The sequence below is a fragment of the Albidovulum sediminis genome (assembly GCF_025380365.1).
GTDB classification, from domain to species: domain Bacteria; phylum Pseudomonadota; class Alphaproteobacteria; order Rhodobacterales; family Rhodobacteraceae; genus Albidovulum; species Albidovulum sediminis.
In genome coordinates this window covers 377,285-389,265 of sequence record NZ_JAOCQF010000001.1, presented here as the reverse complement: position 1 = coordinate 389,265, position 11,981 = coordinate 377,285, and the positions used below count along the sequence as shown (strand labels likewise).

Sequence of the window (11,981 nt, the reverse complement as noted above, 5' to 3'; positions counted from 1 at the left end):
GGAGACCCAGATGCCGCAGAAAACCTTCGCCTTCTTCCCCGAGGCCGCCTTCGGCCCCGCGCTCAACTCCGTCGGCATCGCCCAGGCGGTCGAGGCGCTGGGCCACCGGGCGGTGTTCCTCTCCGACCCCGGCTTCGTCCCGGTCTACGAGGGCTACGGGTTCGAGGCGCATCCCGTGGCGCTCTCCGAACCGATGCCGCCCGAGCAGATGGCGAAGTTCTGGGAGGATTTCATCAATGGCCACATCCCGAACTTCCGCAAGTCGCCCTACGACCAGATCGACAACTACGTGAAGGACTGCTGGACCGCGATCGTCGACAGCGCGAAATGGGCGCAGAAGGACCTGCCGGGCGTTCTGGCGAAGGTGAAGCCCGACGTGATCGCGGTGGACAACGTCATCCTCTTTCCCGCGATCAAGCAGCATGGCGTGCCCTGGGTCCGCGTCATTTCGTGTTCGGAAAACGAGATCGAGGATGAGGGGATCCCGCCGCATCTGTCGGGCTGCGGCGAAAAGGACCACGCCTGCCACCAGGCCTTCCGCGACCGCTTCAACACGGTGATCAAGCCGATCCACGACGACTTCAACGCCTTCCTGGCCTCCTGCGGCGAAGACGCCTATCCGATCGGCCAGTTCTTCGAGGCCTCGCCCTTCCTCAACCTGCTGCTCTACCCCGAGCCGGTGAAGTTCGACCGCCAGCACCCGCTCGACCCCGCGCGCTTCCAGTACCTCGAAGGCTGCGTGCGCAAGGAGGCGCCCTATGAGGTTCCGACCTTCGCGAAGAACAACGACGGCCCGCTGGTCTATGTCTCCTTCGGCTCGCTCGGTGCCGGGGATACGGACCTCCTGAAGCGGATCATCGCGGCACTCGGCAACTCGCGCTTCCGCGCGCTGGTCAACATCGGCGATTATGGCAGCGAATACCGCGATCTGCCGGGCAACGTTCATGTATCGAATTGGTTCCCGCAGCCTTCCGTCATCCCGCAGGTCGACGTGGCGATCCACCACGGCGGCAACAACTCCTTCACCGAATGCCTCTATTTCGGCAAACCCGCGATCATCATGCCCTATGTCTGGGACGGCCACGACAACGCCACGCGGGTGCAGGAGACCGGGCACGGCTTCAAGATGCCGCGCTACGACTGGACCGAGGCGGAGCTGCTGGCCAAGCTCGAAACCTGCATATCCGACAAGGGGATGGCGGCGAAACTTGCGGCGACATCGGCGCATATGCAGGGCCAGGACGGCCCCGCCAAGGCCGCGAAGCTGCTGGAGGCGCTGGTCAGGTGAGCAGCGCCCCGCACCTTCACGACGCCTCGACCCGCGCCGACCTCGTGGACTGGGGCGCGCAACCCGACGCGATCTCGGGCACCTCGCACTCCTCCGGGCGGCTGGTCCACAAGGGCCCCGGCAACCGGCCCGAGATCGGCATCTGGGTCTGCACGCCGGGGCGCTGGCGCCTCGCCATCCCGCGGGACGAGTTCTGCCACTTCGTCGCGGGGCGGGCGACCTACCGTTCCGTCGCGGGCGAGGTGATCGAGATAACCCCCGGCACTGCCGTCCTTTTCCCCGCCGGCTGGGCGGGGGAGTGCACGGTGCACGAGACCCTGCGCAACACCTATTACCTGACCGACCGGGAGGCGGAGACATGACCACACCCAACTGGCCGAACGCGGCCGACGTCACGCTGGAGGACTGGGGGCCCAGCGCCAACGTGATCGAGGGCGCGCCCCACCTCTCGGGCAAGGTGATGCACGCCAACCCCGACGGCAGCAGCGAATGCGGTCTCTGGTCCTGCACGCCGGGCAAGCGGCGCGTCACCATCCCCGCCGACGAGTTCTGCTACTTCGTCGCCGGGCGCGGCGCCTATGTCGCTGAGGACGGACAGGAGATCCCGATAAACCCCGGCGGCATGGTCTTCTTCCGCGCCGGCTGGAGCGGCACCTGCATCGTCACCGAAACCGTCACCAAGGCCTTCATGAGCCGATAGGAGAGCCATGACCACCACACCTTTGATGCGCAAGCCGCTGGAGCAGGCCGACCTTGTCGACTGGGGCGTGATCCCGACCATGCTGGAGGGGCAAAGCCGCACCTCGGGCCGGGTGATCCACAAGGGGCCGGAGGGGATGAGCGAATGCGGGCTCTGGGTCTGCACGCCCGGCAAATGGGTCTGCCACGTCACCCGGGACGAGTTCTGCCACTTCCTCGAAGGCCGCTGCACCTACGTTCACGACAGCGGCGAAGTGATTGAAATCACGCCGGATACCGCCGCCTTCTTCCCGCAGGACTGGAAAGGCGTCTGCACCGTCCACGAGACGATCAAGAAAGTCTACATGATCCGCTGAGGCCGCATGACCTTCGATCCCGCCACCCCCGCCCTTTACCTTGCGCCCGGTTACCGGCCGCTTGCCGCCGCCGCCCGGCCGGTCGTCGACCCGGCGACGCTGGAGGAGGTCGGACGCATCGCCGAGACGACCTGGGCGGAGGCGGAGGCGGTCCTGCGCGCGGTCAACGCCGCGCAGGGCGTGTGGAAGCGGCTTGACGCCAAGAGCCGCGCAAAGGCGCTTCACGATCTGGCCAACCGGATCGAGGCGGCGGACCACCGCCCCGCCGCCATCCTGATGAGCCGCGAGATGGGCAAGCCCTACCCCGAGGCGATCGGAGAAATCGCGAACTGCGCGCCGATCTTCCGCTACTACGCCGAGATGGCGCGGGATGAGGCGGGCAAGGTCGCGGGCACCACGCAGGCCGGGTCGTTCCAGCATGCGCGCTACGAACCCCTTGGCGTGTCGGTCCACATCATGCCGTTCAACTTCCCCGTCCTCCTGATGTGCTGGACGGTCGCGGCGTCGCTGGCCGCGGGTAACGGCTGCGTGATCAAGCCGGCCCCGGCGACGACCCTCTCCACGCTCGAATTCATGAAATGCTTCAGCAGTTTGCCGGAGGGCCTTGTGGCCTGCCTGCCCGGCGGCGCGGGGCTGGCCGAGGCGCTGATCGCCTCGCCCCTGACCCATGCGGTCGCCTTCACCGGCTCGGTCGCGGCAGGGCGCGCGGTCGGCGCCGCGGCGGCAGGCGCGATGAAGCCCGCGGTGATCGAGGCAGGCGGCAGCGACCCGATGATCATCAGCGAGAGCGCGCCCCTCGACGTTGCCGCGGCGGGTGCGGTCACGGCGGCCTTTCACCTCTCGGGCCAGGTCTGCACCTCGGCCGAGCGCCTTTACGTGGTGGACGCGGTCCACGACGCCTTCGTGGCGGAGTTCGCCCGCCGCGCCCGGATGCTGCGCATCGGCAACGGGCTGGCCCGGTCCGAGATCGGCCCCCTGGTCAGCGAGGGGGCGCGGGCGAAGGTCATGCGGCTTGTGGACGATGCCCGCGCGCGCGGGGCCACGGTCGTGACCGGCGGGCGCATCCCGCCCGACCAGCCGCGGGGCTGGTTCTATGAACCGACGATCCTGACCGGCTGCACCGACGAGATGGAGATCCTGCGCACGGAATGCTTCGGCCCCGTCGCCGCCGTCGTCCGCGTGAAAGACTTCGAGGAAGCCATTGAACGGGCAAACGATTCCCCCTTCGGTCTTGGCGCCTCCGTCTTCACCACGCGGCTCGACGAGGCGATGGAGGCGGCGGAGCGGCTGGAGGCCGGCATGGTCTGGGTCAACAACCCGCTGATCGACAACGACGCGCTGCCCTTCGGCGGCTGGAAGGCCTCGGGCCTCGGGCGCGAACTGGGGCGGCAGGGGCTCGACGCGTTCCGCCGCACGAAGATGGTCATCATCGACCACAAGCCGCGGATGCAGGGGTGGTGGTATCCCTACCCGGACGACTGGTTCCTGGACGCCGGCGGGCGCAAGGCCAACTGAAGCCGCTGGTCCCTGCCCCCGCGCGGTCTATGCTGGCGGGGCCGTGAAGGCGCTTGCCCGAATCGGCAATGTTTGACCAGATAGTAAAAAATATCCACCAACAGGGAAAACGACAATGATCCAGCGAATGACGGCCGGGGCGCCCTTGTCGCGCCGCAGACTGCTTCAATCCACCGGCGCGCTGACCGCGACCGGCCTCATCGGCCTGCCCGCCCGGCTTCTGGCGGCCGATCCGGTCAGCGTCGCGGGCATCTACACCGTGCCCGTCGAGCAGCAGTGGGTCAGCCGCATCCACAAGGCCGCGATGGCCCAGCAGGACGCGGGCGCGGTCAGCTATACCTTCTCGGAGAACACCGCGAACACCGACTATGCCCGCGTCATGCGGGAATATGCCGAGGGCGGCGCCAAGCTGATCGTGGGCGAGATCTTCGGCGTCGAGGACGAGGCGCGCGAGGTCGTGGGCGACTATCCCGAGGTGGCCTTCCTGATGGGGTCGAGCTTCATGCCCGACCCGGCCCATCCGAACCTCGCGGTCTTCGACAACTACATCCAGGATGCCTCCTACCTGTCGGGCATCATCGCCGGCGCGATGACGCAAAGCGGAAACATCGGCATGGTCGGCGGCTTCCCCATCCCCGAGGTCAACCGGCTGATGAACGCCTTCATGGCGGGCGTGCGCGAAACGCGCGCGGACGCGAAGTTCCAGATCAGCTTCATCGGCTCGTGGTTCGATCCCCCGAAGGCCAAGGAAACCGCATTCGCCATGATCGATGCGGGCGCGGACGTGATGTATGCCGAACGCTTCGGCGTCTCGGACGCGGCGAAGGAGCGCGGCGTGTTCTCGGTGGGCAACGTCATCGACACGCAGGCCGACTATCCCGAAACCGTCGTCGCCTCGGCGCTCTGGCACTTCGAGCCGACCTTCAACGCCGCGCTGGCGAAGGTGCAGGACGGCAGCTTCACGGCCGACAACTACGGCGTCTATTCGCAGATGAAGGAAGGCGGCTGCTCGCTCGCCCCCCTTGGCACGTTCGAGGGCAAGGTGCCCGAGGCGGCGGTGGCGCTGGTCGCCGAACGCGAGGCGGCGATCAAGGACGGCAGCCTTACCGTCGAGATCAACGACAACGAGCCCGTGGCGGGCTGATGGGCATGGAGGCGCAGGCGCGGGTCGTCCTGCGCCTTTCGGGCATCACCAAGCGGTTCGGGCCGCTGGTGGCCAATGACGCGATCACCTTCGACCTGCACGAGGGCGAGGTGATCGCGCTTCTGGGCGAGAACGGCGCGGGCAAGACCACGCTGATGAACATCCTGTTCGGCCATTATTCGGCCGACGAAGGCGCGGTCGAGCTGTTCGGCGCGCCCCTGCCCCCGGGCAACCCGCGCGCGGCGCTGGCCGCGGGTGTCGGCATGGTGCACCAGCACTTCACGCTGGCCGACAACCTGACGGTGATGGAGAATATCACGCTGGGCACCGAGCCCCTGTGGCGGCTGGGCCGGGGTCGCGCGGCGGCGCGGGGCCGGGTCGAGGATCTCTCGCGCGATTTCGGGCTGGCGGTGCACCCCGATGCGCGGGTGGGCAGCCTGACGGTGGGAGAGCGGCAGCGGGTCGAGATCCTCAAGGCGCTCTACCGGGATGCGCGCATCCTGATCCTGGACGAGCCGACGGCGGTGCTGACCCCGCAGGAGGCCGACGACCTTTTCGCCACGCTGGGGAAGGCGGTGGCGCGCGGGATGTCGGTGATCTTCATCAGCCACAAGCTGCACGAGGTGATGGCGATATCCTCGCGCGTGCTGGTCCTCAGGCACGGCAGGCTGGTGGGCGAGGTCAGGACGGCGGAGACCGACCGGCACCAGCTGGCGACGATGATGGTCGGCGCCGAGGTGGCGGAGCTTGAGGTCAGGCCGCATGCGCCGGGGCCGGTGCTGATGGGGCTGCGCGGCGTCTCCACCCCGGCGCGGGGCAATGCGACGGGGTTGCGCGGGGTGACGCTGGAGTTGCGGGCGGGGCAGATCACCGGGCTTGCCGGGGTGTCCGGCAACGGGCAGGCAACCCTTGCCGCGCTGGTCGGCGGGCTGGAGATGCCCGAGACGGGCGAGATGGACCTGGCCGGCGCGCCGGTCGAGGGCTGGTCGCCCCGGCTGGCCGTCGACGCGGGCGTGGCGCGCATCCCCGAGGACCGGCACAAGACCGGCACCATCGCCGACTTCACCCTGACCGAGAACGCGATCCTCGAAAGCTACGGCGACGCCCGCTTCAGCCGCCGCGGATGGATGGACTGGCGCGCGGCCGAAGGCTTTGCGCAGGACATCATCGCCACCTATGACGTGCGCTGCCCCGGCCCGGCGACGCGCATCCGCCTGCTGTCGGGGGGCAACATGCAGAAGCTGATCCTCGGCCGCGTGCTGGAACGCGGGCCGAAGATCATCCTGGCGAATCAGCCGGTGCGGGGGCTCGACATCGGCGCGGTGACCTATGTGCACCAGCGCCTGCTCAGGGCGCGGGACGAGGGCGCGGCGGTCTTGCTGATCTCGGAGGATCTTGACGAGGTGATGGCGCTTTCCGACGTGATCCACGTGATTTCCGAAGGCCGCCTGTCCCCTGCCTTCGCGCGGGGCGACATGACGCCTGCCGGCCTCGGCGTGTGGATGGCCGGCCACGGGTTCGAGGAGGCCGGACATGCGGCTTGAACCGGTTGCCGATCCGGGCCTCGGCCGCAGCCTCGGCTATCCCGCCGCGGCCCTTGGCGCCACGGTCGCCTTCGCGATGGCGCTGGCGCTGGTGGCGGGGGCCGACCCGTTCGCGGTGCTGGGGCTGATGGTGAAGGGGGCCGCCGGGTCGAAGTTCGCGCTTCTCGAAACGCTGAACCGGGCGACGCCCCTGATCTTCACCGGACTGGCCGTCGCGGTCGCCTTCCGCGCCAAGCTGTGGAACATCGGCGCGGAGGCGCAGCTTTACGCGGGTGCGATCGTCACCGTGCTTCTGGGCACTGGCGCGCTTGGCCTGCCCTGGCCGCTCCTCTTGCCGGTCTCGGCGCTTTTCGCGGCGGTGGCGGGGGCGCTGGTCCTTCTCGGCCCCGCCACGCTGAAGCTGCGCTTCGGGGTGGATGAAGTTGTCACCACGCTCCTGTTCAACTTCATCATGCTGCTGTTCGTGTCCTACCTGCTGGAAGGGCCGATGAAAGACCCCGCGGGCATGGGCTGGCCCAAGTCGGAAAAGCTGATCGCCGAGGCGCGGCTGCCCCGGATCATGGAGGGGCTGCGCCTGCACTGGGGCTTTCTCCTCGCGCTGATCGCGGCCCTGGGGGTCTGGGTCGTGCAGACCCGCACCACGCTCGGCTACGAGATGCGCGCGGTCGGCCTGAACCCCGAGGCCGCGCGCTTTGCCGGGCTGCCGGTGGGGCGGATCCTCATCAAGACCGCGCTTCTGTCGGGGGGGCTTGCCGCCCTTGCCGGCTGGTCCGAGGTGGCCGGGCTGAAGGGGAGCCTGACGCTCGACCTCAGCCCCGGCTTCGGTTACGCCGGGATCATCGTCGCCATGCTGGCCCTTCTCAACCCGCTGGGCGTCGTCGTCTCGGCGCTTTTCGTCGCCGGGGTCTTCGTCGGCGCGGATTCGATGAGCCGGGCGATCGGCGTGCCCACCTACATCGCCGACGCGCTGACGGCGGCGGCGCTCCTGTTCATGGTGCTCGCACTCCTGCTCGCGCGGGTCAGGGTCAGGAGGGGCTGATGGAGATCTTCGACATCCTTCTGTCGGCGACCTTCTGGGCGGCGGCGATCCGGATCGCCAGCCCACTGATCTTCGCCACCGTGGGCGAGTTGATCTGCGAGCGTGCGGGTGTCCTGAACCTCGGCATCGAGGGGATCATGATCGCGGGCGCCTTCACCGGCTGGTTCGCGGTCTATTCCGGCCTGCCGCTGCCCGCGGGCGTCCTGATGGCGCTGCTGGTCGGCATGGCCTTCGGCGCGCTGCACGGCACGCTGACCGTGCCCTTCGGCCTGTCGCAGCATGTGGTCGGGCTGGGCGTCACGCTGCTCGCGACCTCGATGACCTATTTCACCTACCGCCTCGCCCTGCCCGAGGTCACCTCGCCCCCGCGGATCGAGGCCTTCGCGGAATGGCCGGTGCCGGTCCTGTCCGACTTGCCGCTGGTGGGCCCGGCGCTGTTTGCCCAAACGCCGCTGACCTACCTCGCCTTCGCGACGGTCGCGGCGGTGGCCTTCGTCCTTTACCGCACGCCCATGGGCCTTGCGCTGCGCGCGGTGGGCGAGAACCCGGCCGCCGTCGAGGCGCAGGGCCTCTCGGTCACCGCCTTGCGCATGGGCGCGGTCATGGCCGGGTCGGGTCTGATGGCCGTGGGGGGGGCCTTCCTGACCATGTCGGCCTTCAACTCCTTCTTCTTCGAGATGGTGAACGGGCGCGGCTGGATCTGCATCGCGCTGGTCGTCTTCGGGGCGTGGAAGCCGTGGAAGTCGCTTCTAGGCGCGGTCCTGTTCGCCGCCTTCGACGCGCTGCAGATCCGGCTGCAGCAGATGCCCATCGGCGCGGTCGTGCCCTATCAGGTCTTCCTGATGATGCCCTTCGCGCTCTCCATCCTCGCGCTGATCCTGATGTCGCGGCGGGCCGAGGTGCCGGCGGCGCTGATGGTGCCCTACAACAAGGGGGAACGGTGATGTTCGATCTGATCGTGAAGGGCGGCACGCTGCCCGACGGGCGGGTGGCCGACATCGGCATCCGCGGCGACCGGATCGCGGCGGTCGAACGGCTGGAGGGCGCCCCCGCGCGCGAGGTGATCGAGGCCACGGGCGATCTGGTCAGCCCGCCCTTCGTGGACCCGCATTTCCACATGGACGCGACGCTGTCCTACGGCCTGCCCCGCGTCAACGCCTCCGGCACGCTTCTGGAGGGGATCGCGCTCTGGGGCGAGTTGCGCGACATGGCGACGGTCGAGGAGATGGTCGAGCGCGCGCTGGCCTACTGCGACTGGGCCGTGGGCATGGGGTTGCTGGCGATCCGCACCCATGTCGACACCACCCCCGACCACCTGCGCGGCGTGACGGCGATGCTTGAGGTCAAGCGGCGCGTGCGCGACTACATCGACCTGCAGCTTGTCGCCTTTCCGCAGGACGGCCTCTACCGTACCGCCACCGGGCGCGCGAACCTGATCCGCGCGCTCGACATGGGCGTCGACGTGGTCGGCGGCATCCCGCATTTCGAACGCACGATGGAGGCGGGCCGCGACAGCGTGGCTGACGTGGCCCGGATCGCCGCCGAACGCGGGCTGATGCTGGACCTGCACTGCGACGAGACCGACGACCCCCTCAGCCGGCATGTCGAGACGCTTGCGGCCGAGGTCACGCGCCACGGTCTGGGCGGCCGCGCGGCGGGCAGCCACCTGACCTCGATGCATTCGATGGACAACTACTATGTCTCCAAGCTTCTGCCGCTGATCGCCGAAAGCGGCATGTGCGCGATCCCCAACCCCTTGATCAACATCACCCTTCAGGGGCGCCACGACACCTATCCGAAGCGGCGCGGCATGACCCGGGTGATGGAGATGCTGGCCCACGGCATCACCGTCGGCTGGGGGCAGGACTGCGTGCTCGACCCCTGGTATTCGCTGGGCACCGCCGACATGCTGGACGTGGCCTTCATGGGGCTGCATGTCGCACAGATGACCCATCCGGCCGAGATGGCCAAGTGCTTCGAGATGGTGACGGAGGGCAACGCCGCGATCCTGAACCTTCAGGGCTACGGGATCAGGCCCGGCGCCATGGCCTCGCTCGTCGTCCTCGACGCGGGAACCCCGACCGAGGCGTTGCGCCTGCGCCCCGCCCGCCTCGCGGTGGTGTCGAAGGGCCAGGTCGTCGCGCGCACGCCGCGGGGGGACCATGCGCTGGCCCTGCCCGGCCGCCCCGGTGCGGCGCGCCGCCGCGCGCCGGGGCGCGTGCCGGCGCACGGCGCATCCTGAATGCCGCTCGCCGGCGGTGCCGCGACCTGCTAGCCTGCGCCTGACGTCCACCGAGGGAGGGTGCCGATGATCACGCTCTACGCCATTCCGATGAGCAGTTACTGCGCCAAGACGCGCATCCTTCTGCGCCACAAGGGCCTCGATTACCGCGAGGTGCCCCCGCCCGGCGGCTACGGGTCGGAGGAATATCGCCGCATCGTGCCCTCGGGCAACCTGCCGACGCTTGTCCATGACGGGCTGACGATCGCCGACAGCGAGGCGATCGCGGAGTATCTGGAGGACCGCTTCCCCGAGCCCCCCGCGCTGCCCCGCGATCCGGCGGACCGCGCGCGGGTGCGCGAACGCTCGCGCTTCAACGACACCCGGCTCGACCCCGAGGTGCGCAAGCTTTTCCCGCACGTGCGCCCGTCACGGCGCGATACGACCGGGCTGGCCGAGGCCGCGAGCCAGGTGCAGACGCGGCTGGGCCAGCTTGGCCGGATGCTGGAGACGACGCCCGACGCCGGCGCGGCGCTGACGATCGCCGATTGCGGCCTGCCGATCACGCTCTTCTGGATCGAGACGGTGGCTGCCCCCCTCGGCCTCGGGATCGACTGGCCCGCGACCGTCACCGCCTATCGCGCCCGCTGCGCCGCCCTTCCCGCGGTCGCGGCCGAATTCGCGACCTACCGGCCACTGGCCGAGGACTGGGCCGCACTTGCCAGCGCCGACAAGGCCTGACCGCCCCGCGGGCCGTCCGGGGTCACCGTGTGCCGCCCCGGGACCACGGGCGGTCCTTTCGCCAGCAGTCCGGCGACTTTGCCCTTGTTTCCGCCCCCGCACCCCTGATAGAGCAGCAGGCGGAGTGGTGGCCGAGTGGTCGAAGGCACACCCCTGCTAAGGGTGCAGACGGGAAACCGTCTCGAGGGTTCGAATCCCTTCCACTCCGCCACCACGTAAGTCATTGATATTGATCGATTTTATGCTCCGCGCATTGTGGCGTGATTCCGGTGGGCTCTGTCAGACAAACGCGGCTTGAGGCGGGCTGGTCGGTTTCGTAGCCTCCGCCCATGACGAAACGCTCCCCCTTTCGCTACTTCAAAACGTCGCCCGAGATCATCCGCCTGGCGGTGATGATGTACATCCGGTTTCCGCTGTCGCTCAGGAATGTCGAGGATTTGCTGCACGAACGGGGCGTCGATATCTGCCACGAGACGGTTCGCTTTTGGTGGCACAGGTTCGGCCCGATGTTCGCGGCGGAGATCCGAAAGCGGCGTGTGGAGAGGATGCAGTCCAGTCGCGCCCGTTGGCACCTAGACGAGATGTTCGTAAGGGTCAACGGCGAGCGGCATTATCTGAGGCGGGCCGTCGATCACGAGGGTGAGGTGCTGGAAAGCTTCGTTACGAATAGGCGGGACAAGAACGCGGCATTGAAATTCCTCAAGAAATCCCTGAAGCGGCATGGCCGAGCCGACGAATTCGTGACTGATCGCCTTCGATCCTATGGCGCTGCACTTGGCGAGATGGGTATCCGCGACCGCCAGCAAACCGGCCGATGGATGAACAACGGCGCCGAGAACTCGCACTTGCCCTTTCGACGACGGGAGCGGGCCATGCTCCGCTTTCGTCAGATGCGATCGTTGCAGAAGTTCGCATCCGTCCACGCCTCTGTCCTCAACCTGTTCAACTCGGAGCGCAGCCTCTCCTCGCGACAGAATTTCAAGTTGAACCGCGCCGCTGCTCTCGCCGAGTGGCGCGGCCTCTGCGCGGCATAAGGGACAACCATCCTGCCCTTGCTGAGACGACTTTGCATTTGTCTGCCACCACCCTGCAGACGGATGCAACGCCGCTGCCGATCAATCGAGCAAGGCCGCGCTCGGACAGGTTCTGCCTCTCCTTTGCCATGGAGCGGGCTCCGATGACGCTGATCCTCCCGCGATGAAGTGGTCCGCCAGGCTTTGCCGGACAAACTCGGCTTGAGGCGTGACCGGGCATTCGCTAGCGTCAGGGCGGGGTCAATCCCAGCCCTTTCAAATGGTTCAAGACCAGCCCCGAGGCTTTCCGGCCGGCCGTGATGCTCCAAGTCCGGTTCCCGCCCTCGCTCCGGAATGCCGAAGTTCTGTTGCACCAGCGCGGGGTCGATGTGAGCCATGAGACATTCCGCCGGAGAGGAGT

The 11,981-nt window shown here is 68.2% G+C and carries 12 protein-coding genes, 1 tRNA gene and 1 pseudogene; all 14 read left to right on the top strand.

Annotation, left to right across the window (positions count from 1 at the left end; all coding sequences use genetic code 11):
* Positions 1-10 precede the first annotated feature (10 nt).
* The gene (locus tag N5I32_RS01870) at positions 11-1,288 is read left to right on the top strand and encodes a nucleotide disphospho-sugar-binding domain-containing protein (RefSeq protein WP_261493692.1); all 1,278 of its coding nucleotides are present in this window, start codon (positions 11-13) and stop codon (positions 1,286-1,288) included.
* Positions 1,285-1,650 carry a cupin domain-containing protein gene (locus N5I32_RS01865; RefSeq protein ID WP_261493691.1) on the top strand — a complete coding sequence of 122 codons (366 nt, stop codon included), beginning with the start codon at positions 1,285-1,287 and terminating at the stop codon, positions 1,648-1,650. Before N5I32_RS01870 ends, N5I32_RS01865 begins: the two co-directional genes overlap by 4 nt.
* Positions 1,647-1,988, top strand: a complete 342-nt coding sequence (locus tag N5I32_RS01860) for a cupin domain-containing protein (RefSeq protein ID WP_261493690.1) — start codon at positions 1,647-1,649, stop codon at positions 1,986-1,988. The genes N5I32_RS01865 and N5I32_RS01860 overlap by 4 nt, the downstream gene beginning before the upstream one ends.
* Before the next feature lie 7 nt (positions 1,989-1,995).
* Positions 1,996-2,343, top strand: a complete 348-nt coding sequence (locus N5I32_RS01855) for a cupin domain-containing protein (RefSeq protein WP_261493689.1) — start codon at positions 1,996-1,998, stop codon at positions 2,341-2,343.
* A gap of 6 nt (positions 2,344-2,349) precedes the next feature.
* Positions 2,350-3,858 carry an aldehyde dehydrogenase family protein gene (locus N5I32_RS01850; protein ID WP_261493688.1) on the top strand — a complete coding sequence of 503 codons (1,509 nt, stop codon included), beginning with the start codon at positions 2,350-2,352 and terminating at the stop codon, positions 3,856-3,858.
* Positions 3,859-3,973: 115 nt separating this feature from the next.
* Positions 3,974-5,002 carry a BMP family protein gene (locus N5I32_RS01845; protein ID WP_439648169.1) on the top strand — a complete coding sequence of 343 codons (1,029 nt, stop codon included), beginning with the start codon at positions 3,974-3,976 and terminating at the stop codon, positions 5,000-5,002.
* A complete protein-coding gene (locus tag N5I32_RS01840) occupies positions 5,002-6,546 on the top strand; it encodes an ABC transporter ATP-binding protein (RefSeq protein WP_261493687.1) in 1,545 nt (514 codons plus the stop codon). Before N5I32_RS01845 ends, N5I32_RS01840 begins: the two co-directional genes overlap by 1 nt.
* Positions 6,536-7,585: an ABC transporter permease gene (locus N5I32_RS01835; protein WP_261493686.1), complete on the top strand. Its 1,050-nt coding sequence runs from the start codon at positions 6,536-6,538 to the stop codon at positions 7,583-7,585. Before N5I32_RS01840 ends, N5I32_RS01835 begins: the two co-directional genes overlap by 11 nt.
* Positions 7,585-8,529, top strand: coding sequence for an ABC transporter permease (locus N5I32_RS01830; protein WP_261493685.1), 945 nt, complete (start codon positions 7,585-7,587; stop codon positions 8,527-8,529). Before N5I32_RS01835 ends, N5I32_RS01830 begins: the two co-directional genes overlap by 1 nt.
* Positions 8,529-9,827 carry an amidohydrolase family protein gene (locus tag N5I32_RS01825; RefSeq protein ID WP_261493684.1) on the top strand — a complete coding sequence of 433 codons (1,299 nt, stop codon included), beginning with the start codon at positions 8,529-8,531 and terminating at the stop codon, positions 9,825-9,827. The genes N5I32_RS01830 and N5I32_RS01825 overlap by 1 nt, the downstream gene beginning before the upstream one ends.
* A gap of 66 nt (positions 9,828-9,893) precedes the next feature.
* Entirely contained in the window at positions 9,894-10,547 is a 654-nt protein-coding gene (locus N5I32_RS01820) for a glutathione S-transferase family protein (RefSeq protein WP_261493683.1), read from the top strand.
* Between the two features lie 121 nt (positions 10,548-10,668).
* Positions 10,669-10,758, top strand: a tRNA-Ser gene (locus N5I32_RS01815).
* A 118-nt stretch (positions 10,759-10,876) separates the two neighbouring features.
* Entirely contained in the window at positions 10,877-11,581 is a 705-nt protein-coding gene (locus tag N5I32_RS01810; protein WP_261493682.1) for an IS6 family transposase, read from the top strand.
* A gap of 248 nt (positions 11,582-11,829) precedes the next feature.
* Positions 11,830-11,970, top strand: a pseudogene (locus N5I32_RS01805) (IS6 family transposase); the annotation flags it as partial.
* Positions 11,971-11,981: the final 11 nt, after the last annotated feature.